Origin of the sequence: Streptomyces sp. NPDC005408 (genome assembly GCF_040606445.1) — a bacterium.
Taxonomy (GTDB): domain Bacteria; phylum Actinomycetota; class Actinomycetes; order Streptomycetales; family Streptomycetaceae; genus Streptomyces.
On the sequence record NZ_JBEXEX010000015.1, the window covers coordinates 144,526 to 166,337 of the forward strand.

General features: G+C 69.3%; 14 protein-coding genes. 9 read left to right on the forward strand and 5 right to left on the reverse strand.

All coding sequences use genetic code 11. The features are described from left to right. On the forward strand, window positions 1-1,599 hold the full coding sequence (gene cimA, locus ABZS64_RS17110) for a citramalate synthase (protein WP_355829600.1): 1,599 nt from the start codon (window positions 1-3) through the stop codon (window positions 1,597-1,599). Window positions 1,600-1,611: 12 nt separating this feature from the next. On the opposite strand, the gene ABZS64_RS17115 is transcribed toward cimA, so the two are convergent. Then, window positions 1,612-3,486, reverse strand: a complete 1,875-nt coding sequence (locus ABZS64_RS17115; protein ID WP_355829601.1) for a ricin-type beta-trefoil lectin domain protein — start codon at window positions 3,484-3,486, stop codon at window positions 1,612-1,614. 255 nt (window positions 3,487-3,741) lie between these two features. Here ABZS64_RS17115 and ABZS64_RS17120 point away from each other — a divergent pair, with 255 nt between their 5' ends. The 4 genes from ABZS64_RS17120 to ABZS64_RS17135 all read left to right on the forward strand — a co-directional run bounded on the left by ABZS64_RS17120 (window position 3,742) and on the right by ABZS64_RS17135 (window position 9,767). Further along, window positions 3,742-4,722 (forward strand): LacI family DNA-binding transcriptional regulator, encoded by a 981-nt coding sequence (locus ABZS64_RS17120; protein ID WP_355829604.1) that lies wholly within the window; start codon window positions 3,742-3,744, stop codon window positions 4,720-4,722. 78 nt (window positions 4,723-4,800) lie between these two features. Then, entirely contained in the window at window positions 4,801-7,890 is a 3,090-nt protein-coding gene (locus tag ABZS64_RS17125) for a glycoside hydrolase family 3 N-terminal domain-containing protein (protein WP_355829607.1), read from the forward strand. 270 nt (window positions 7,891-8,160) lie between these two features. Continuing rightward, complete coding sequence (locus tag ABZS64_RS17130; protein ID WP_355829609.1) at window positions 8,161-9,498, forward strand: hypothetical protein; 1,338 nt, start codon at window positions 8,161-8,163, stop codon at window positions 9,496-9,498. Beyond that, window positions 9,498-9,767, forward strand: coding sequence for a DUF1876 domain-containing protein (locus ABZS64_RS17135; RefSeq protein WP_355829612.1), 270 nt, complete (start codon window positions 9,498-9,500; stop codon window positions 9,765-9,767). Before ABZS64_RS17130 ends, ABZS64_RS17135 begins: the two co-directional genes overlap by 1 nt. Before the next feature lies 1 nt (window position 9,768). Here the strand turns inward: ABZS64_RS17135 and ABZS64_RS17140 are convergent, their stop codons facing one another. Together ABZS64_RS17140 and ABZS64_RS17145 are read right to left on the reverse strand one after the other, a co-directional pair. Further along, window positions 9,769-9,996: a DUF397 domain-containing protein gene (locus tag ABZS64_RS17140; RefSeq protein WP_355829614.1), complete on the reverse strand. Its 228-nt coding sequence runs from the start codon at window positions 9,994-9,996 to the stop codon at window positions 9,769-9,771. After that, the gene (locus tag ABZS64_RS17145; protein ID WP_355829616.1) at window positions 9,993-10,814 is read right to left on the reverse strand and encodes a helix-turn-helix transcriptional regulator; all 822 of its coding nucleotides are present in this window, start codon (window positions 10,812-10,814) and stop codon (window positions 9,993-9,995) included. Before ABZS64_RS17145 ends, ABZS64_RS17140 begins: the two co-directional genes overlap by 4 nt. A gap of 190 nt (window positions 10,815-11,004) precedes the next feature. Between ABZS64_RS17145 and ABZS64_RS17150 the strand changes: the two genes are divergently transcribed. Then, window positions 11,005-12,183, forward strand: coding sequence for a S8 family peptidase (locus ABZS64_RS17150; RefSeq protein ID WP_355829643.1), 1,179 nt, complete (start codon window positions 11,005-11,007; stop codon window positions 12,181-12,183). An 81-nt stretch (window positions 12,184-12,264) separates the two neighbouring features. On the opposite strand, the gene ABZS64_RS17155 is transcribed toward ABZS64_RS17150, so the two are convergent. Beyond that, a complete protein-coding gene (locus ABZS64_RS17155) occupies window positions 12,265-12,876 on the reverse strand; it encodes a YceI family protein (protein WP_355829619.1) in 612 nt (203 codons plus the stop codon). Between the two features lie 230 nt (window positions 12,877-13,106). Here ABZS64_RS17155 and ABZS64_RS17160 point away from each other — a divergent pair, with 230 nt between their 5' ends. Continuing rightward, entirely contained in the window at window positions 13,107-13,619 is a 513-nt protein-coding gene (locus ABZS64_RS17160; protein ID WP_355829622.1) for a hypothetical protein, read from the forward strand. Window positions 13,620-13,684: 65 nt separating this feature from the next. On the opposite strand, the gene ABZS64_RS17165 is transcribed toward ABZS64_RS17160, so the two are convergent. Then, window positions 13,685-14,896, reverse strand: coding sequence for a glycoside hydrolase family 64 protein (locus tag ABZS64_RS17165; RefSeq protein ID WP_355829646.1), 1,212 nt, complete (start codon window positions 14,894-14,896; stop codon window positions 13,685-13,687). 233 nt (window positions 14,897-15,129) lie between these two features. Here ABZS64_RS17165 and ABZS64_RS17170 point away from each other — a divergent pair, with 233 nt between their 5' ends. Both ABZS64_RS17170 and ABZS64_RS17175 read left to right on the forward strand, forming a co-directional pair. Beyond that, window positions 15,130-18,951 carry an endo-alpha-N-acetylgalactosaminidase family protein gene (locus ABZS64_RS17170; RefSeq protein WP_355829625.1) on the forward strand — a complete coding sequence of 1,274 codons (3,822 nt, stop codon included), beginning with the start codon at window positions 15,130-15,132 and terminating at the stop codon, window positions 18,949-18,951. A 303-nt stretch (window positions 18,952-19,254) separates the two neighbouring features. Then, a complete protein-coding gene (locus ABZS64_RS17175) occupies window positions 19,255-21,537 on the forward strand; it encodes a polysaccharide lyase 8 family protein (RefSeq protein ID WP_355829628.1) in 2,283 nt (760 codons plus the stop codon). Window positions 21,538-21,812: the final 275 nt, after the last annotated feature.

The window sequence follows — 21,812 nt, forward strand, 5'->3', positions numbered from 1 at the left end:
ATGACCACGGAGACCGACGACAGCTTCCATGTCTTCGACACGACGCTCCGCGACGGAGCCCAGCGCGAGGGCATCAACCTCACCGTCTCGGACAAGCTGACCATCGCCCGGCACCTGGACGACTTCGGCGTGGGCTTCATCGAGGGCGGCTGGCCCGGTGCCAACCCCCGGGACACGGAGTTCTTCTCCCGCGCCCAGCAGGAGATCACCTTCCAGCACGCCCAGCTCGTCGCCTTCGGCGCCACCCGCCGCCCGGGCGCCAGGGCCGCTGAGGATGCGCAGGTCAGGGCCCTCCTGGAGTCGGGCGCTCCGGTGATCACGCTGGTCGCCAAGTCGCATGACCGGCATGTCGAGCTGGCCCTGCGCACCACCCTCGAAGAGAACCTGGAGATGGTCCGCGACACCGTCTCCCACCTGTGCGAACAGGGCCGCCGCGTCTTCGTGGACTGCGAGCACTTCTTCGACGGCTACCGCGCCAATCCGGAGTACGCCAAGTCCGTCGTCCGCGCCGCGGCCGACGCGGGCGCCGATGTCGTCGTGCTGTGCGACACCAACGGCGGGATGCTCCCGGCCCAGATCCAGGCCGTCGTCTCCACCGTCCTCTCGGACACCGGCGCACGCCTCGGCATCCACGCCCAGGACGACACCGGCTGCGCCGTCGCCAACACCCTCGCCGCCGTCGATGCGGGCGCGACGCACGTCCAGTGCACCGCCAACGGCTACGGCGAGCGCGTCGGCAACGCCAATCTCTTCCCGGTCGTGGCCGCGCTGGAGCTCAAGTACGGCAAGACGGTCCTCCCCGAGGGCTCCCTGGCCGAGATGACCCGGATCTCGCACGCCATCGCCGAGGTCGTCAACCTCACGCCCTCGACCCACCAGCCCTACGTCGGCGTATCGGCCTTCGCCCACAAGGCCGGACTGCACGCCTCGGCCATCAAGGTCGACCCCGATCTGTACCAGCACATCGACCCCGAGCAGGTCGGCAACACCATGCGGATGCTCGTCTCCGACATGGCGGGCCGCGCCTCCATCGAGCTCAAGGGCAAGGAGCTCGGCATCGACCTCGGCGGTGACCGCGAGCTCGTCGGCCGGGTCGTCGAGCGGGTCAAGGAGCGCGAGCTCAGGGGCTACACCTACGAGGCCGCGGACGCCTCCTTCGAGCTGCTGCTGCGCGAGGAGGCGGAGGGCCGGGCACGCCGTTACTTCCGTACCGAGTCCTGGCGCGCCATCGTCGAGGACCGCCCCGACGGCACCCATGCCAACGAAGCGACCGTGAAGCTGTGGGCCAAGGGCGAGCGCATCGTCGCCACCGCCGAGGGCAACGGCCCGGTCAACGCCCTCGACCGGGCGATGCGGGTCGGCCTGGAGAAGATCTACCCGCAGCTCGCCAAGCTGGAGCTGATCGACTACAAGGTCCGCATCCTCGAAGGCCGGCACGGCTCCGAGTCCACCACCCGCGTCCTGATCACCACGGGCGACGGAGGCGGCGAGTGGGCCACGGTCGGCGTTGCCGACAATGTCATCGCCGCCTCCTGGCAGGCACTTGAGGACGCGTACACATACGGACTGCTGCGCGCCGGGGTCGAGCCCGCCGAGTAGTAACCGCAGGGCTCAGGGCTGGAGCCGCCACTTCTGGTTGGCGGCTCCGGTGCAGGACCAGATCTGCGCCCGGGCCCCGTTCGCCGACGAATTGTCCGTCACATCAAGGCATTTGTCGGCCGGGGCGTTCACCAGGTCGCCGGTGGACGCCTGCCATTGCCACTGCTGTGCGCCCGAGCCGTTGCACCCGTACAGCTGGACCTTCGTGCCGTCCGCCGTCGATCCTCCGGTCACGTCGAGGCACTTGCCGAGCGCCTGGACGGTGCCGTCGGAGCGGATCGTCCAGCGCTGGGCGGCCGAACCGTTGCAGTCCCAGAGCTGGACGGCCGTGCCGTCCGCGCCGGCGCCGCCCGCCACGTCGAGGCACTTCCCGGCCAGGCCGACGAGGCTGCCGGTCGTGTCGGAACCGCCGCCCGCCTGCGTGCCCGACCAGGTGAAGGTCGCGGACGTCTTGCCGGGCAGGGAGTACGTGGCGTGCTGGCCGCCCCAGTTGACGGTGAGGGACTGCGCCGACGAGGAGTCGTTGTACGCGATCAGCGCCTTCGAGCCGTCGGGGTTGCGCCAGGCCACGTTCGGCACGGCCGAGCTCGCGGTGGAGGCGATCCGCTGCGCGCCGGGGCGGACGAACTTCGTCAGATGCCCCATCGTGTAGTACTCGATCATGTAGTCGACCTGGCCGTGCCGCCCGTCGCCGTTGTGGACGGTGATCAGCCCGTCGCAGACGCCGCAGCCGCCGTTGTGCGGACCCCGGTTCTGGTCGACGGCCAGGGACCACTTCGTCACCGACTTCGCCCAGTTACGGGTGTAGTCGATGATGTCCGTCATGTCCTCGCGCTGCTGATTGGCGATCCACGTACCGCCCGAGTGCTCGGTCTGGAAGGCGTCCAGCTGCGGGTACTGGTTGTGCACATCGGTCTGCTTGGAGACATTGCCGCCGTATCCGTGCCAGGCGATCCCGCCGAAGTTGGGGTGGCTGCGCACCGCCGCGTCGTTCACCGTGGCCGCGGCATACGCGTCGTACGTGTCCCAGTTCCAGTCGTGCGCAAGGACCTTGGTCGCAAGGCCCGCGGACTGGAGCTTGGGCAGCAGCTCGCTCTTGGTGAAGTAGGCCAGACCCGAGGCGTTCCAGCTCATCGACGGATAACTGTCGCAGCAGGTGGGCTCGTTCTGAGCGGTGACATAGTCGACCGGGATGCCCTGGTCGCGGTAGGCCTGGAGATACTTCACGAAGTAGTTGGCGTAAGCCCCGTAGAACTCCGACTTCAGCCAGCCGCCGTTGAGCTGCCCGCTGTCCTTCATCCACGCGGGCGCGGTCCACGGTGATGCCACCGTCGTCAGCGCCGGGTTGAGCTGCTTGGCCTGCTTGGTCAGCGGCAGGACGTCGGCGAGATCGTGTGCGACGGAGAACTTCGACAGCGACGGATCGGTCTGTCCGGCCGGGACGTCGTCGTAGGTGTAGCCGAAGCGGGCCAGGTCGGAGCCGCCCATCGGATTGCGCACGAAGGAGAGCCCGATTCCCTCGGTGGGGGAGAAGAGCTTCTTCATCGTGTCGTCGCGGGTCGCCTGGGACAGTGCGCCGCTGCTCTTCATCAGCCAGGCCGCTGTGTCGGTGAAAGAGGCTCCGCCGCCGGTGAAGGTCTGGAAGCGGGTGTTCTCGTCGACGGTGATGCTGGTTCCCGAACCGCCGCTTCCCGGCTGGAAGGTGAGGGGCGTCTGCTGCTGGAGCCCGCGTGTGACATGACGGCCGCCGGCGTCGTCGGTCGTGGTCAGCCAGATGTTCACCTGCTCGCCCGCGGCCTGCGCGGAGCCGGTCGTCAGACCGGTGAGTCCGGCCGCGGCCAGGGCCGATGCCAGCAGGATTCTGATCGTTCTCGTACGTCGTGCCATGGGCTGGGCCTCTCTGGCAGTGATGTGGGGGACGAGGCGTGAGTGAACTGCCAGTGGCTACGGCCGTCAAGGGTTTGCGCATTCAGGATCTGAACGCATAACAGCCAAGATCCGCCCCGAAGTTGGGATCGGACCAATCTCGACGTGAAGTATTGACGGCACTCTTGCTCGAGGGTTAACTCACCGCCCAGGCCTCGGTACCGGTTCCGGGACCGGTTCCAGTACCTGCTCAAGTCCTCGACGCGGAGGCCTCCGATGCGAGTCACGATCGCCGACGTCGCACGTGAGGCGGGGGTCAGCAAGACCACCGTGTCCCGTGTCCTGAACACCAAGGGCGAAGTGGACGTCGGCACGGCCGCCCGCGTTCGTGAAGTGATCGCAAGCCTCGGCTATGTGCCCAGCAGCGGCGCCGTCGGACTGGCCCGCGGCAGCAGCCGTACGGTCGGAATGCTCACGCCCCCGCTCACCTGGCCGTGGATGGGCGAAGTCCTCCAGGGAGTCGTCGACACCGTCGAGGCCGCGGGCTACGGACTGCTGCTCTTCACCTGCAATCGCGGCCCCGAGTCCGTGGAGCACTTCACCAGTCAGGTCTCTGCCCGCGCCTTCGACGGACTGCTGGTGATCGAACCCGAGAACACCCTCGACACGATCACCGCGATGCACCGCGAGGGTCTCCCGGTCGTCCTCATCGACGACCGCGGCCACCACCCCGAATTCCCGTCCGTCGCGACCACCAACCGCGAAGGCGGCGCGTCCGCCGCCCGCCATCTGCTGGCCACGGGCCGCACCCGCCCCCTGATCGTCACCGGCCGCCGCCACTTCGGCTGCGTACGCGACCGGCTGGACGGCTTCCTCGACGTCCTGCCGACCGAGCTGATCGCCGAGGGCGACTTCACCGAGCTGTCGGGACAGCTCGCGGTCGAACGGCACCTCGCCGAGGGTGTCTCCTTCGACTCGGTCTTCGCGCACAACGACCTGAGTGCGGCCGGCGTGCTGCGGGCCCTGCGCGCCGCGGGCCTGAGCGTGCCCGACGACATCGCCGTCGTTGGCTTCGACGACATCCCCGTGGCGCAGCACACCGAACCGCCGCTGACGACCGTGCGCCAGCCGATGCGCGAGATGGGCGAGACGGCGGCGCGGATGCTGCTCGCCCACCTCGGCGGTACCCCTGCTCCGGACGAACCGGTCGTCCTCCCGACGGAGTTGGTCGTCCGCCGATCCGCGCCGACGCCCTGACTTCGCGCCCCGCCAGAGCGTCCGCCCCGTTCCGTACGCAGCCGTCATGTGTCCGCCGTCCGTACCGAAGGAGCCGCAATGCCACCCCGCACCCGCATGCGCACCCGCTTCAGAAGCAGAGCAGGAACCGGCACGGCGGTCCTCGCCGCGACCGCCGTGCTCACCGGCCTCCTCGCCGCAGCCGTCCCCAGCGCCGCCGCCGACGACCCCGCCCCTGTCGCCGTCGACCGCTTCGAGGGCGAGATCCCCTTCGCGAACCCGCCCGCCGAGGGGATCTTCACCTGGGGCAGCGACGCCGACGACCAGCCCAAGCTGGAGTTCAAGGAGCGCGCCGACGCCCCTGAGGGCGCCAAGGTCCTCGAAGGCAGCTACGACATCAGCGGCTGGGGCGGACTCACCCACGACTTCGCCTTCGACAAGCCCGCCCACGACTGGACGGCCCACAAGGGCATCCGCTTCTGGTGGTACGGCCAGAACACCGCCCCCCTGCCGCCCGGTTCCGGCAAGCGCATCAACTTCGAGCTCAAGGACGGCGGCGCCAACGGCGAGGCATCCGAGCTGTGGACCACGTCCTTCACCGACGACTGGGAGGGCTGGCACCTCGTCGAGATCCCCTTCTCCGACTTCCACTACCGCGCCGACTACCAGCCCGTCGGCGGCATCGACCAGATCCTCGGCCTCAACGAGGTGTGGGGATATGCGCTCACTCTGCCCACGGGCGCGCCCGGCACATTCGCGATGGACGGCGTCGAGCTGTACGGAAAGGCCGACCCGACGCTGAAGGCGAAGGTCATCACCGACGCCGCCGTGTATCCGGTCGACGAGGGCGGCACCGCCCAGGTGAAGATCTCCGTCGCCACCACAGGCTCCGGCCCGATCGACGAGCCCGTGACCGTCGCGTACACGACCGAGGGCGGCACCGCCGAAGCGGGCACGGACTACGCGCCGGTCTCCGGCACCGTCACCTTCCCGGCCGGATCGGTCTCCGGTACGTCCACGACCGTCGCCGTCGCCACCAAGAAGGACCCTGCGGCCGAGTCCGCCGAGACGATCCCCCTCAAGCTCACCGTCACCGGCGCCAAGCCCCCGGCCGAGACCCCGCAGGTCGTCGTGGACGCCCACGGGCTTCCGTATCTCGACGCCAGGCTCCCGGTGAAGAAGCGCGTCGCCGACCTCCTCTCCCGAATGACGCTCGCGGAGAAGGCCGGTCAGATGACCCAGGCCGAGCGCAATGCCCTCAAGTCCCAGGGCGACATCGCCAGTTACGACCTCGGCTCGCTGCTCTCCGGCGGTGGCTCCGTACCCACGCCCAACGCCCCCGAGGCCTGGGCCAGGATGGTCGACGCCTACCAACTGCGCGCCCAGGCAACCCGGTTCCAGATCCCGCTGATCTACGGCGTGGACGCGGTGCACGGCCACAACAACGTCATCGGGTCGACGATCATGCCGCACAACATCGGCATCGGAGCCACCCGCGACCCGTCCGTCGCCGAGAAGACCGGCGCGGTGACAGCGAAGGAAGTACGGGCCACCGGCATCCCGTGGGACTTCGCGCCCTGCCTCTGCGTCACCCGCGACGAGCGCTGGGGCCGCTCCTACGAGTCCTTCGGCGAGGACCCGGCCCTGGTCACCGCCATGGAGACCGTCATCAAGGGCATGCAGGGACCGCCGTCGGGCAAGGACCTCGACCGCAATGACAAGGTGCTGACCACGGCCAAGCACTACGTCGGCGACGGGGGCACGGAGTACGGCTCGTCCACCACCGGCTCTTACAAGATCGACCAGGGCATCACCAAGGTCACCCGTCAGGAGCTGGAGGCAGTACACCTCGCGCCGTTCGCGGAGGCGGTGAAGCGCGGCACAGGCTCGGTCATGCCCTCGTACTCCTCGCTGGACATCATCGGCGACGACCAGGGCCCGGTGAAGATGCACGCCAGCGCCGAGATGATCAACGGCGTGCTCAAGGACCGCATGGGCTTCAAGGGCTTCGTCATCAGCGACTGGCAGGCCATCGACCAGATTCCCGGCGACTACGCGAGCGATGTGCGCACGTCCATCAACGCCGGACTCGACATGATCATGGTCCCGACGGCCTACCCCGACTTCCACAAGACCCTGCGGGACGAGGTGAACGCGGGCCGCATCAGCAAGGCCCGGATCGACGACGCGGTCTCCCGGATCCTCACCCAGAAGTTCGCCCTGGGTCTCTTCGAGAAGCCGTACGCCGACACCGCCAACCTGGGCGCGATCGGCTCGGCGGAACACCGTGCGGTCGCCCGCGAGGCCGCCGCCAAGTCCCAGGTCCTGCTGAAGAACGACGGCGCGGTCCTGCCGCTGAAGCCGTCCCAGAAGGTGTACGTCGCCGGGTCCAACGCCGACGACCTCGGCAACCAGGCCGGCGGCTGGACCGTCACCTGGCAGGGCTCCTCCGGAAAGATCACCACCGGCACGACGATCCTGGAGGGCATGAAGAAGGCCGCACCCGGAGCCGTGACCTACTCCAAGGACGCCTCCGCGCCGACGGACGGCCATGACGTCGGTGTGGTCGTGGTCGGCGAGACCCCGTACGCCGAAGGCATCGGCGACGTCGGCAACGGCCACGACCTGGAACTGAGCGCCGCGGACAAGGCGGCCGTCGACAAGGTCTGCGCGGCCATGAAGTGCGCGGTCCTGATCGTCTCCGGCCGCCCCCAGCTCATCGGCGACCGCGTCGGCGACTTCGACGCGCTCGTCGCCTCCTGGCTGCCGGGCACTGAGGGCGACGGCGTCGCCGATGTCCTCTACGGCAAGCGGGCCTTCACCGGGCAGCTCCCGGTCACCTGGCCCAGGTCGGCCGCCCAGCTGCCGATCAATGTCGGGGATGCTGCGTACGACCCGCAGTACCCGTACGGCTGGGGCCTGACCACCCTGAAGAAGCCGCCGGCGGGCGGGGAGCTCACCCTCAAGGCGATCGCCCTCGCGGCGAGGATCCTCGAGGCCACGGGCCGCGCGGACTCACCGGAGGCGCGTGCGCTTGTCTCCCAGGCCCGCCTGCTGGTCCAGGCGAAGATCGGCCAGCATGTGACGGCGGCGGTCGCGAAGCCGTTCGCGGAGGCGGACCACCTTCTGTTGACGGGCGACGTGACGGGGGCGGTGGCCAAGCTGACGGCGGCGTACAGGCTGGCTTAGCCCCCACCCCGCCCTCCCCCAGACTCCGTCCGGGGGGACTCCCAACCTCCCCGCTCCTCAAACGCCGGAGGGGCTGAATGTTCAGCCCGTCCGGCGTTTGAGGACTACGGCCGAAGGCCGTACCGGGGGTCGGGAAGGGGCGGGTAGGGGAACAAGCCCGCCGCAGGCGCTGGGTCCGGGGCGGAGCCCAGGGCGGGCCCGGTCCGCGGAGCCCCGGCATTAAGGCTCACGCTTGTCCGGATTCGCACACATTCCGGTAGCGTCGAGTGTATGAAGACCCGGCTGCTCACCGCCCTGTCCGGTCTGCTGCTCGCCTTCTCCGCGACCGCCCTCTTCGCGGCGCCGGAAGCGCAAGCCGCCACCGGCCCCGAAACCGTGGCCGCAGCGCTGAAGAAGAGCCCGGTCTATGTCGATCCCCGCGCCTCCGGTCAGCTCTCCAAGGCGGATGCCGACGCCCTGACGAAGAAGATCAAGGACGCCGACAAGCCGCTCTTCATCGCCGTACTGCCGAACGCCGCGGAGTTCCCGCCGGACTCGGTCCTGCGGAACCTCCGCACCGAGACCGGCATCACCGGCCTGTACGCCATCCGTCTCGGCAACGGCTTCAATGCGGGCGCGGACCGCAGCGTCATGTCCAGCCAGGCCGTGCAGAACCTGGTCACCGCGGTCAGGACGCCCCCCGGCGCCGACGCCGCGACCGAGCTGAACAACTTCGTCGACCAGGCCCTGCCCCAGCTGCGCGGCAGCGCCCCCTCCTCCTGGGGCGTCGGCTCCGACGGTGGCGCCGACACCGGAGCCCTGATCACGCTCGGCGTGGTCGTGGCCGCCGGCGGCGCGGGTGCGTACACGATTGTCCGCCGCAAGCGCATGAAGAAGGCCGAGGAGGAGCGGGCCGCACTCGACAAGCTGCGCGTCGTCGTCGACGAGGACATCACCGCCTTCGGCGAGGAGCTCGACCGGCTGGACTTCCACCCCTCGGAGAAGGGCGCGGACGACGCCATGCGCGCCGACTACGAGCGCGCACTCGACTCGTACGACCAGTCCAAGTCCCTGATGGGCGCGGCCGAACACCCCAAGGACGTACGCGCGGTCACGCAGGCCATCGAGGACGGCCGGTTCTCACTCGCGGTCCTGGATGCCCGCCGCACGGGCCAGGCCATTCCGGAGCGCCGGGCCCCCTGCTTCTTCGACCCGCGCCACGGCCCCTCGACCACGGACATGACCTGGACCCCGGGAGGCGGCGCCGCGCCCCGCGAGGTCCCGGTCTGCGCGGCGGACGCGGTTCGGCTGGAGGACGGCCAGGACCCCATGGCCCGTACCGTCGAAACGGCGTCCGGCCGCCGCGCGTACTGGGAGGCAGGCCCGGCGTACGGCCCCTGGGCGGGCGGCTACTTCGGTGGCGGCCTCCTGCCGGGCCTGCTGGTCGGCACGGTGCTGGGCAGCATGCTCTCGACCCCTGCGTACGCGGCGGACTACGGCGGCGGCGACTTCAGCGGCGGTGACTATTCCGGGGCGGACTTCAACTCCTCCGACTTCGGCGGAGGCGACTGGGGCGGCGGCGGAGGCTTCGACGGCGGGGGCGGATTCGACGGAGGCGGTGGTTTCTGATGCGGAACAAGACGTGGAACGTCGAGATCGTCATCACGGAGAACGACCACGTGACCAAGGCCGAGGCCAGGCTGCGTGGTCAGAACGCGGAACTGATCGTCGGAGAGGGCACGGCACACCGCAATCGCTCCGACGAGGACGTCCCCCACATCGGGGACGAACTGGCCGTGGCCCGCGCCCTCAGCGAGCTGACCCATCGGCTGGTGAACGAAGCGGCGACGGAGATCGAGACCCACACGGGCAAGCCGGTCACGCGCCTTCGCGCCTGAGTCAGGCGGTGCGACTGTCGACGAAGGCGGCCCAGGCGCCGGGGGTCACGGTGAGGACGGGCCCGGTGGGGTTCTTGGAGTCGCGGATGTGAACGGCGAGGGGGTGCGCGGCGACCTCTACGCAGGCGCCGCCTTCGTCGCCGCTGTAGCTGGACTTCCGCCAGTCGTAAGCGACTTCGACGCAATCCCCGCCTTGGTCGCTGCTGTAACTGGACTTGAACCAGTTCATGACTCTCCTAGCAGTTCGTCCAGCAGGCCCATGCTCTCCGTGGGGGAGAGGGCCTGCGAACGCAGCATCCCATATTTCTGCTGGAGGACACTGACCTTGTCTGGATCATCATGCAGGAAGCTGACCAGCTGCCCCTCGATATAGGCCAGTTGATCGTGGTCGGGGGTCTCCAGCAGCACCATGGGGCCAGCCAGCCCGGCGTGTACCTCCCTGTCGGTCGGCATGATTTGCAGCCCCAGAAAAGGGAGTTCGGCGCAGTGCCGGAGATGCCGGATCTGCTCGCGCAGCACGGAGCGCCCCCCGATGGGGCGGTGCAGCATGACTTCCTCCAGCAGGAAGTTCGCCATTACTCGGGGCTTGCGCTGAAAGACGTTCTGTCGGGTGAGTCGGGCCGAAACCCACTCCTCCACCTCGTCCTCGTCTAGCGGCGGGTAGAGGCAGGAGAAGACCGCTCGGGCGTACTCCTCCGTCTGGAGCAGCCCCGGCACGACGTGGTCCTGGTACGAGAGCAGGGTCAGGGCCTCCTGCTCATGGCCGACGTAATCCTGGGCGAACGCCGGAAACCGCTCCCGCTCCGGTACCTTCGCCACCGCCGTCTGCAGCGCCCGCTTCGTATCGAGGAGCTCGTCGAGGACCTCCGCCAGGTCCAGCTTCAACGGTCTGCGCCCCTGCTCGATCGACGCGATCGTGTCCTCCCCGACGCACAGCCGCTCCGCGAGCCCCGCCTGGGTCATCCGCGCCGCGTTCCGGAAGACGGCGAGCTGCGCGCCGATCACATGCCATGAGGTGACCCGCTTGGGCCGCTTCGCCGAGTGCATGGTGTCCCCTCTTCCCGTCACGGGATGCGTTTGACCCGTCACAAGCCGTACAACTCGGCTGTACGACTCGGCGCACCGAGCCACATGGGGGGCATAAATCGAACTCACCACGGAAAGTGATCGAACAGCAACTATCTGTGATTGACCGTGATCGTTTGTGCGTGCTTCTCTCGGCCGCATGTCAAACCGAATGAGGCTCAAAGCCTTTGCCGCCGCGGCCGTTGCCGCTGCCCTTGTGTCCGCCGGACCACTGTCCGCGTCCGCCGAGCCCTCCGCCCCCACCCCGGCGCCGCTGTACCACTCGGCGAAGGCCATGAAGGGCCGCTACATCGTGTCGCTCAATGCCGCCGCCGACCCGGACACGGTGGTGAAGCAGCTCGGCCTGAAGTCGCAGTACTCGTACAGGTCCGCGCTGCGCGGCTTCGCCGCCCCGCTCACCGCACTTCAGCTGAAGAAGGTGCGCACCACGCCCGGCGTAGCCGCGGTCGAGGAGGACGCCGAGGTCTTCGCGCTTCCCGTGGAGTCGGCCAGGGCGAAGCGCGCACTGGCGGCGTCCTGGGGCCGCGACCGGATCGACCAGCGCCGTCTGCCGCTGAACAACCAGTACAACGTGAAGGGCACCGGCAGTGGTGTCACCGCGTACATCCTCGACACCGGCATCGACTACGGCCACAGCGAGTTCGGCGGGCGCGCCACGTACGGATACGACGTCATCGGGGACGGGCGGCGTGGCCGGGACTGCCAGGGGCACGGCACGCACGTGGCGGGAACGGTCGGCGGCAAGACCTACGGTGTCGCGACCGGGGCGACGCTGGTGAGCGTGCGCGTACTCGACTGCGAGGGCAGGGGCACCTGGTCGGGGATCCTCGCCGGGTTCGACTGGGTGGCCCAGAACGCCGAGCAGCCCGCCGTGCTCAACGCCTCCCTCGGGGGCGAGAAGTCCGTCGCGGTGAACAACGCGGCCACCGCGGTCTCGGACGCGGGCGTCCTGCCCGTCATCGCGGCGGGCAATGACGCGGTGGACGCCTGCAATATCTCCCCGGCGTCAGCGGACCGCGTGGTCACGGTCGCCGCGTCCAACCGCTCCGACGAGGAGACGGACTTCTCCAACTACGGCGAATGCGTCTCGCTCTACGCTCCCGGCGCCTCCATCGTCTCGGCGAAGCTCGGCGGCGGCAGCATCGCCTTCGACGGCACTTCGATGGCCTCTCCGCATGTCGCGGGTGCTGCCGCGCTGTACAAGGCGAGCAACCCGACCGCGACACCGGGCGAGGTCGCGGACTGGCTCGACGCCTGGTCCACCAAGAGCGTCCTGACCAACGTCACCGAGGGCTCGCCCAACAAGCTTCTCTACACGGACGGTCTCTGAGACCGGGCCGGGTATGACCGAGCGCCCGCCCCGGCCGCGGGGGACGGCAGGGCGGGCGCGCTCAGGGGGCGAGGCCGAGGATCAGGCGGCGGCCTTGATCGCGGAGATGTCGAAGGTCAGCTTGACCTTGTCGCTGACCATCACGCCGCCGGTCTCCAGCGCGGCATTCCAGGTCAGGCCCCAGTCGGAGCGCAGGATCTCGGCGCTGCCCTCGAAGCCGACGCGCTCGTTGCCGTAGACGTCGGTGACGGAGCCGTTGAACTCCAGGTCGATGGCGAGCGGGCGCGTGACGTCCTTGATCGTCAGGTCGCCGGTGATGCGGTACGTGTCGCCGCCCAGCTGCTCGGCCTGGGTCGAGCGGAACGTCATGAGCGGGTACTGCTCGGCCTCGAAGAAGTCGCCGCTGCGCAGGTGGCCGTCGCGGTCGGCGATCCCGGTGTCGATGCTGTCGATCTTGACGTCGATCTCGGCGGTGGAGTGGTGCGGGTCCGTGCCGTTCAGGTGCAGGCTGCCGGAGAAGTCGCCGAACGAGCCGCGCACGTTGGTGACCATGGCGTGGCGAACGGTGAAGCCGACGCTGCTGTGGGCCGGGTCGATGCTGTAGTCGCCGGTCAGGGCGGCCAGCGCCGGGTCCACCTCGAGGGTGGCGGTGGCGGTTGCAGTGGTGTCGGCCTTGCGGTTGAAGAGACCCATGACGCACTCCTTGGGGGACGTGTTGGCGTGTTGTTTAAGCTTCAACGACCTCGACTGTAGATGCATTCCCTTCAAAGTTCAACATCTTCTCGAGAGGTTCACCCGGAGGTCGCAGCAGCCCTCTGGCGGACGCGCGTAGAACTCGGGCACCATCTGTCTGCTCCACCTGCACAGCCGTCCCACCGGAATGCACGGTCCTCAACGGTCATCAGCAGGAGGGATCCCCCGCCATGAGAATCCGCCCCATGCTCGTCTCGCTCGCGCTCGTCACCGGTGCGCTCTTCGCGCCCGGGTTCGGCGTCATCACAGGCGCGACGGATGCTCACGCCGCCACCAAGATCAGCCATGCCACCGCGACCTCGATGTTCCGCTCGTCCGGGATCACCTGGTCCTCGTCGGGCGGCTGCTCCGACCGCAACAACCCCTCATGTACGTCCTTCGAGCAGCTCAACCTCGCCACGGCGAAGGGGGCGCAGACCCTCAAGAGCGCGAGCGGCTGCGCGCTCAACATCACGGGCGGCACGGAGACGGGGCACGCGGGCGGCACGTACTCGCACTGGAACGGCTACAAGCTCGACTACAGCAAGTACACGTGCGTCGGGAACTACATCAAGAACACGTTCACGTACATCGGGGCGCGGCCGGGCGACGGGGCTCCGCAGTGGAGGTCGGGGTCCGGGAACGTGTACGCGGACGAGGGCAGTCACTGGGACGTGACGTACTACAACTGCGGCGGCTGCTGAGTCCTTCGGGTCCGTCGTCCATCGCCGGGCGGGCCGGCTTCAGCCCGCCCGGCGACCGGGGACCGTCAGGACCCGACCGTCACCGTGAACCGCCTCGGGTTGCCGTCGTGCGCCGCGCCCGAGACGTCCGGCTGGCCGTCCGGGCGCACGTCGTCGTACGGGAACGCATAGCCGATCGGGGTGTTCGCGTGGACGACCCGCGACCAGTGGTTGGTCGCCGGATCACGGTAGTAGTCCGCCGAGGTCGCCCCGTTCGGCTGGTCGGGGTGCGTCAGCAGCGTCGTCCGGTTGAAGGCGGCGGCGACCCTCGCCAGCAGGCCCTTCTTGTCGTCGGGGTCGTCGGGGTTGTTGGCGAAGGGCCCGTGGTTGCAGGTGAAGATGTCCTTCGACGCCGGCTTGGCGAAGGTATGGCCGCCGGTGAAGGTCAGGACGTCCCCGCTCACGCGACCGGTGAACACGCCGCGTCCTCCCTGGAGGTCGACCTTGAGATCGGTGGAGCGGTACTTCTCCCAGACCCTGTCGATATAGCCGTCGAAGACGTCCCGGAAGGGCATCTCGGCCGGCCGGTCGAAGAACGGCGCCATCACGGTCTGCGGTGAGATCACCCGCAGCACCTCGCCGTCCGAACCGCGGATGATCAGCTTGTCCCAGGGCTGTCCGTCGCGGGCCGCCTGCGCGGTGAGCTCGTCGGCGATCTTCTGCAGTGCGCCGTTGGGGAGGGGCGCGACAGTGTGGGTCTGGTCGCCTTCGAGAGTGAGGCCGATGGGGAGGGCGGTCACCAGGTCGACGTAGCTGATGTTGGCGAACAGCTGCTGCGAGTTGAAGGTGAACTCGCAGAATGACCAGGTGCGCCCGTAGTTGGGGTCGGCCTTCGTCGCGAAGGCGGGCTCGACGAGGGAGGGCCCGGGGTTGAGGAAGAAGTCCAGCTTGTCGTCGCGTACGAAGTAGACGCGCGCGCCGTACATCTGGGGGAGCGTGAGCACGACCGGGCCCGCGCCGGCGCCCTTGAGGGGGATCGCGCAGTCGACGGGAAGCGGAGTCTGCGGCGCGGAGGGGGAGTCGGGCCGGTAGACGCTTCCGTCGGGGCGCAGCAGCACCCATTGGTTGGAGTCCTGCGCGTGGCCTGTGACATAGGCGTGGACCGTGCCGGGCAGCGACCTGTTCTCCAGGGCCAGTTCGCAGGTGGGGGGCGCGGCCTTGGCCCGGGGGCTGAGAGCGCTTCCCCAGGCTGGATAGGTAAGTGCGGTCGCCGCGGCCGCTGTTCCTGTCAGGAACATACGTCGGGATATCACGGATGTACTCCTGGTGTTGTGGGGGGAGGCCCACTCTTGCGACGGGTGGGGCACCAGTCAAGAGTTGTGACTGAGAGCGCTCTCAAATTCTTTGCCGGCTTCACAAACTGACGGGCCTCGGAGCGACTTGGACTAACGCGCGGCGGTTGTTGGACTACTGGCCACCGGAGCGCACGACTTCGTTGACGGTGGCGAGAGCGGGGGGCTACTCAGGCCCCATGCCACGAAGACTCCGTGCGGCCTGCGCGCTCGCCGCCGTCTCATCCGCCGTGTTCGCCCTGGCCGGGCCCGCACTCCCGGCCGCCGCGGGCGAGGACGAAGCCCCCGCCGTCATCAGCTCCGGTCAGCTCTCCGTCGCCGTCGCGGGCGACTTCCCGCGGGTCCTCTCGTACACCGACCGGGCCGGTGGGGCGACACTCCTCGGGAGTACGAGCGCGGTCACCGAGGTCACCCTCAACGGCAAGGCGTACGCCGTGCAGTTGAAGGGCGCGCCGGCCGTCACGGCGTCGAGCGCCGCGTACACCCTGACCTTCGCCGGGCTGCCCGGAGTCGAGATCGACGCGGCGCTGACCGTCGCCGGGCGGGCCGTGACCTTCAAGGTCACCGCGGTCCGCGACACCGAGGCCTTCCGCGTGGGCACGATCGACATCCCCGGGCACGACCTCGTCTCGGTCGGCAGTACGGACGCCGGTGCCGAGACCGCGTTCACCCGGCTCGATCCCGACTCGACGAGGACCGCCGACGTCTTCGGGAAGGTCACGGACCGGACGGCGGCGGACGCGGCACCCGTCGGCGCCTCGTACGCCCTCGTCAACACCGGCTCCCTTGCGGCCGCCGTCGAGTCCAACTCCAGCTTCGACAAGCCCAGCGGCGCGACGGGCGGCGACGACGCCCGCTTCTGGCACCAGGCCCGCAAGGCGGCCGACGGCAGTACGCGCGTCGGCGTCTGGTCGGGGCAGTGGACCTACCGGGGTGCCGGCGCCCCGAGCCCGGAGAGCGGCAAGGACCTGCCCTGGGCGAAGGTCGTCGTCACCCCCGACGCCAACGGCGACAAGAAGGTCGACTGGCAGGACGGCGCGGTCGCCTTCCGCTCCATCGGGGTCAAGGCCCCGGGCAGCGGGCAGACGCCCGACCGGGTGATCACCCATATCCCGTTCAACTTCGCCAGCCAGGCCACCCACCCCTTCCTCCGCACCCTGGACGACGTCAAGCGGATCTCGCTCGCCACCGACGGCCTGGGCCAGCTGGCGCTGCTCAAGGGCTACGGCTCCGAGGGCCACGACTCCGCGCACCCCGACTACGGCGGCAACTACAACAAGCGCGCCGGAGGACTCACCGACCTCAACACGCTGCTGAAGGACGGCAAGAAGTGGGGCGCGACCTTCGGCGTACATGTGAACGCCACCGAGTCCTACCCGGAGGCCAAGAACTTCAGCGAGAGCCTCGTCGACAAGACGAAGCCCGGCTGGAACTGGCTGAACCAGAGCTACTACATCGACCAGCGCCGCGACATCAACAGCGGTGATCTGGCCCGCAGATTCCAGCAGTTGAGGGACGAGACCGACCGCAATCTCTCCCTCCTCTACATCGATGTGTACTACACGCACGGCTGGATCGCCGACAAGACGATGCAGGCCGTACAGGCGCAGGGCTGGAACGTCGGCACCGAGTGGGCCGACAAGTTCGAGCGGGCCTCGCTCTGGTCGCACTGGGCGAACGACCTGGACTACGGAGGGGCCACCAACAAGGGCCTCAACTCCCAGATCATCCGCTTCATCCGCAACGGCGAGAAGGACGTCTGGAACAACCACCCCGTCCTCGGCCAGACGGCCCTGGAGGACTTCGAGGGCTGGACGGGCGAGAGCGACTGGAACGCCTTCTACGCCAATGTCTGGCAGCGCGATCTGCCCGCCAAATACCTCCAGCAGGAGCAGATCACCCGCTGGAACGGCAATGACCTGACCTTCACCGGCGGGGTCCGGGGCACGGTCGAGAACGGCCGCCGCACCTTCTACGACCACGGCCGCAAGGTCCTCGACGGGGACGCGTATCTGCTCCCCCGGGATGGCGGCAGGAAGCTTTACCACTACAACAAGGCCGGTGGCAGCACCAGTTGGGCCGTCGGCGGCGCATCCTCGTATACGGTCTACAAGCTCACCGACAACGGACGCGTGAAGACCGGCACCGTACGCCCCGTAGGCGGCAGGATCAGTCTCACCGCGGCCGCCGGACAGCCCTACGTCCTCTACCCCGACCGCGCGCCCGCCCCCGCGGACCCGCAGTGGGGCGAGGGCGGCCCGGTCGCCGACCCCGGCTTCAACGACACGGGCCTGGACGACTGGACCAAGCGCGGCACGGTCGCCCGGGACACCGACGACCACGGCCGCAACAGCGCGGCGCTCAGCGGGACGTCAACAGCCTCGCTCTCCCAGCGGCTGACCGGACTCACGCCCGGCGCCCGCTACACCGCGTCCGCCTGGATCGAGGTCCAGCCGGGCAAGGAGCGGCGTACGACCCTGTCCGCCGGAGGCGCGTCCGTCACCGTCGAGCGCTCGACCGCGAAGGACCAGGTCGCCGCGTCCGACCGGCACGACACGTACTTCCAGCGGGCCAAGGTGAACTTCACCGCCTCCGGCGACGGCACGGCCACCCTCAAGGCCGAGGCGGCGAGCGGCAGTCCGGCGACGGTGCGGATCGACGACGTACGCGTGGTCAAGAACGCGCCCGCGACCAGGCCGGGCACGGTGGCTTACGAGGACTTCGAGGCCGTCGACCAGGGCTGGGGCCCCTTCCTCAAGGGCGACGCGGGCGGCGTCACCGACCCGCGCACCCACATCGCGCAGAAGCACGCCCCGTACACCCAGGCGGGCTGGAACGGGAAGCTGATCGACGACGTGCTCGGCGGCGGCGAGTCCCTGAAATCCCATGAGGAGAACGCCGGTCTTGTCTACCGCACGGCGCCCTGGACCGTGCCGATGACCACCGGGCACAGCTACCGGGTCGAGTACGACTACCAGTCGAGCCATGCGGGCGCGTACGAGTGGGTCACCGGCTACGACCGCGGCACGGACGCAGTCGAGACCCGTCGCACGCCGATCGGGCAGCAGCGGACCACCGGGCACTTCACCGAGACCGTCACGGCGGGCTGCGGCGACACCTGGACCGGGCTGCGCAAGCGCGACGACGCCCCGGACGGCGCGGACTTCGTCCTCGACGGATTCACCGTCACCGACCTGGGTCCGGCCGCCGAGCAGGCGGCCTGCGGGACGCTCAGCGTCGAACCGGCCGCCGAGACCCTTGAGCCGGGACGGAAGAACGAGGTCAAGGCGGTGTTCACCAACTACGAGGCGCAGCCCGCGACCGGTGTTGCCGTCGGTCTCGCGCTGCCCGACGGATGGACGGCTGAGCCCGCCGGGCCTGTCTCCTTCGACTCGGTCGCGCCGGGTGCGAAGGTCACCGGCAACTGGCAGGTCACCCCGCCGGCGGACGCCAAGTACCAGACGTACACGCTCGGTTCGCAGGCCACGTACACCGTGGGCACCTCCGCGCGGAAGCTCGCCGCCTCGACATCCGTACGCACGCTTCCGCCACCTCCCACCGCCGACGCCTGGGCCAGTGACATCGACTGGACGGCCGCCGAGAACGGCTGGGGGCCAGTCGAGCGCGATGTCTCCAACGGCGAGACGGGGACGGGCGACGGCGGACCGCTGAGGATCGGGGGAGTGGCCTACGCCAAGGGGCTCGGCACGCACGCCCCGGCGAAGGTCCGCTACTACCTGGGCGGGCAGTGCACGACCTTCACCGCCGATGTGGGTGTGGACGACGTCCAGACCTCACGCGGCAGCGTGGAGTTCAGCGTGCTGGCGGACGGCGCCGAGAAGGCGAAGTCGCCGGTCCTGAAGGCCGCCGACGCCGCCTGGCAGCTGACCGCGGACGTCACCGGTGCCTCCTATGTCGATCTGGTCGTCGGCGACGGCGGCGACGGGAACGGCAACGACCACGCGGACTGGGGAAGCGCCGGCTTCCGGTGCGGTGCGTGACTGTGGCGCACCGCCGTCCGAGCGACGGGTCCGTTCTCAAACGCCGGACGGGCTGAACCTTCACCCCTCCGGCGATTGAGGAGCGGGGTCCGGGGCGGAGCCCCGGCGGGCCCCTGAGCGGCGCTTGCCCCTCGTGTTGAATGCGGAAACCGAGGGGCAAGCGCTTTCCATTTCCCACTGTCATGCCCATTGAAAGCCCCATGTGAGGCGTGCTAGACCAACGGGCAACCGGTCTAAACCACTTCTGTTCCGGAGGCTCCCGTGCCGATCTCGTCCGCGTGGTCACGCCGTACATTTCTCGGGATGATGGGAGCGAGCGCTTTCACTCTTGCCTCTCCTGGACTCGCGATGGCCGACGACGAGTACGAGACCCTGCGGCAGCGCTGGCTGGAGATCAGCCTCGGGACCGGCTACGACCCGACCGCCGAGCCGTACGCATCACGCCTCGCCGAGACCGGACGGCTCGCCGCCGGATTCCGTACCACCATGGCGCCGACCGACACCTCCCTGTGGCCCGGCTACGCCTTCGACCCGCCCGCCGGTATCACCCAGAGCTACAGCCGCCTGTGGACCATGACCCAGGCCTACGCACAGCAGGGCACCGGCCTCACCGGTGACGCCGGGCTCCTCGCCGACATCGTCCGCGGCCTCGACCACCTCGCCGCGAAGATCTACAACGCCTCCACCACCCGCTACGGCAACTGGTGGGAGTGGCAGATAGGCAGCCCCCGCCTCCTCATGGACATCGTCGCCGTCCTGCACGACAAGCTCACCGCCGCGCAGCGCGAGGCCGCGTTCGCCGCCGTCGACCACTTCATCCCCGACGCGATGCTCGGCAGCTACAGCGGCACCTCCACCGGCGCCAACCGCGTCGACCTCTGCCGCTCCGTCACCCTGCGCGGAGTCCTCGGCAGAGCCCCGGCCAAGATCGCACTGGCCAGGGACGCCCTCTCGCCCGTCTTCCCGTACGTCACCAAGGGCGACGGCCTCTACGCCGACGGCTCGTTCGTCCAGCACACCTGGGTCGCCTACTCCGGCACGTACGGACAGGTCATGCTCGACGGCCTCGGCCGGCTCTTCGCCCTGCTCGCGGGCTCGACCTGGGCCGTCACCGACCCGAACCGGCAGATCATCCTGGACAGCGTCGAGCACGCCTACGCGCCGCTGATCTACGACGGGCTGATGATGGACAGCGTCAACGGCCGTGCCATCAGCCGGGGTTACCTCAAGAACGACGACCGCAGGATCATGCGCAGCGACCACTTCCACGGGCAGGGACTGATCGCCGCGATCGCGCTGCTCGCGGGCGGGGCGTCGGCCGCCGAGCGGGAGAGGTGGCACGCGAGGATCAAGGGCTGGATCGAGCGGGACACCATCACCCCGATCCTCACCGGCGGGCAGTTCGGCGTGGCCGACCTCTCCCGGCTGCACGCGGTCGCCGCCGCGCCCGTGCCCGCCGCGCCCGAGCCGGCCGGCCATCAGCTCTTCGCCTCCATGGACCGGGCCGTGCACCGGGGGCTCGGCTGGGCCGCGAACATCTCCATGGCCTCGGAGCGGATCGCGTACTACGAGTGCGGCAACGGCGAGAATCCGCGCGGCTGGCACACCGGCGCCGGAATGCTCTCCTGGTGGACCCCGGACAACCGCGGCCAGTACACCGACTGGTTCTGGCCCACCGTGGACTTCTACCGGCTGCCCGGAACGACCGTGTCGACCAAGCGACTTGCCGACCGGGCGGGCGGCGAATGGGGCGAGCCCAAGCCCGCCGCGAAGTGGGTGGGCGGGGCGAGCGACGGGAAGTTCGCGGCCGTCGGCCAGCATCTGCTCGGCCTCGGCTCCACCCTTCAGGCCCGCAAGTCGTGGTTCTGCGTCGGGGACACGGTCATCTGCCTGGGCGCGGGCATCACCAGCACCGACGGCGTGCCCGTCGAGACGGTCGTCGACAACCGCAACCTCGGCGCCGACGGCACGAACGAGCTCCACACCGGGCGGGGCTGGGCCCACCTCGAAGGCCACGGCGGCTGGGTCTTCCCGTGCGGTACGGAGCGGCTGCGCACCCTGCGCGAGGAACGCACCGGCGCCTGGAGCGACATCAACACCACCAGCTCCACCGAGCGGGTCACCCGGCGCTACCAGACCCTCTGGCTCGACCACGGGACCGATCCGGTGGACGCCTCTTACGCGTATCTGCTGGTGCCCGGGGCGGGGCGCCGGGAGCTCGCCGCCCGCGCACGGGACGAGCGATGGCTGGAGATCCTCGCCAACAGCAAGGCCTGCCAGGCCGTCGCCGTCCGCTCCCTGGGACTGACCGCGGCGAACTTCTGGCAGCCCGGTACGGTGGGTCCGCTCACCGCGACAGCACCCGCGAGTGCCCTCGTTCGGAGCAATCGGCACACTGCGAGCCTTCACTTCAGCGAGCCGCCGCGCACGGGGGTGCCGCTGGAGATCACCTGGCATCACCCGGTGCGTAAGGTGACCAGCCACGACGCGTCGATCGAAGTGCTCTCCACCGGACCCTCGCTGCGGCTGCGGATCACCGGTGGCACGGCCGGAGGCACCCACCACTGTGAGGTGGCTCTCAGGTGAACGGCTTGTTGAACCTCCACAAAGCTTGGTGGCACTGAGCTGGTACTTGGGCTGCAGTGGGCAAGCGTTCTGTTCGGTGGTGACAGGAGAACGCTCCGGAGACTGTGCGGAGTCGACGGGACAGTTTTCTTGGTCGGATCCGTAGGGTCGATGCATGACCGTTTTGGACGAGACCACCAGCGAGCCGAGTGATGCCCGTGGGCGTGTGGCGGAGTTGCATGCGCTGCGCGAGGAGGCCCGTCGTGGGCCGAGTGAGCGGGCGACCGAGGCGCAGC

Excerpts from the sequence above, each read along its gene's own strand:
- cimA (WP_355829600.1), top strand. The coding sequence starts at position 1 with ATGACCACGGAGACCGACGACAGCTTCCATGTCTTCGACACGACGCTC.
- ABZS64_RS17170 (WP_355829625.1), top strand. The coding sequence starts at position 15,130 with ATGCCACGAAGACTCCGTGCGGCCTGCGCGCTCGCCGCCGTCTCATCC.
- ABZS64_RS17130 (WP_355829609.1), top strand. The coding sequence starts at position 8,161 with ATGAAGACCCGGCTGCTCACCGCCCTGTCCGGTCTGCTGCTCGCCTTC.
- ABZS64_RS17155 (WP_355829619.1), bottom strand. The coding sequence starts at position 12,876 with ATGGGTCTCTTCAACCGCAAGGCCGACACCACTGCAACCGCCACCGCC.
- ABZS64_RS17140 (WP_355829614.1), bottom strand. The coding sequence starts at position 9,996 with ATGAACTGGTTCAAGTCCAGTTACAGCAGCGACCAAGGCGGGGATTGC.
- ABZS64_RS17160 (WP_355829622.1), top strand. The coding sequence starts at position 13,107 with ATGAGAATCCGCCCCATGCTCGTCTCGCTCGCGCTCGTCACCGGTGCG.
- ABZS64_RS17135 (WP_355829612.1), top strand. The coding sequence starts at position 9,498 with ATGCGGAACAAGACGTGGAACGTCGAGATCGTCATCACGGAGAACGAC.
- ABZS64_RS17165 (WP_355829646.1), bottom strand. The coding sequence starts at position 14,896 with ATGTTCCTGACAGGAACAGCGGCCGCGGCGACCGCACTTACCTATCCA.
- ABZS64_RS17145 (WP_355829616.1), bottom strand. The coding sequence starts at position 10,814 with ATGCACTCGGCGAAGCGGCCCAAGCGGGTCACCTCATGGCATGTGATC.
- ABZS64_RS17150 (WP_355829643.1), top strand. The coding sequence starts at position 11,005 with ATGAGGCTCAAAGCCTTTGCCGCCGCGGCCGTTGCCGCTGCCCTTGTG.
- ABZS64_RS17175 (WP_355829628.1), top strand. The coding sequence starts at position 19,255 with ATGATGGGAGCGAGCGCTTTCACTCTTGCCTCTCCTGGACTCGCGATG.
- ABZS64_RS17115 (WP_355829601.1), bottom strand. The coding sequence starts at position 3,486 with ATGGCACGACGTACGAGAACGATCAGAATCCTGCTGGCATCGGCCCTG.
- ABZS64_RS17120 (WP_355829604.1), top strand. The coding sequence starts at position 3,742 with ATGCGAGTCACGATCGCCGACGTCGCACGTGAGGCGGGGGTCAGCAAG.
- ABZS64_RS17125 (WP_355829607.1), top strand. The coding sequence starts at position 4,801 with ATGCCACCCCGCACCCGCATGCGCACCCGCTTCAGAAGCAGAGCAGGA.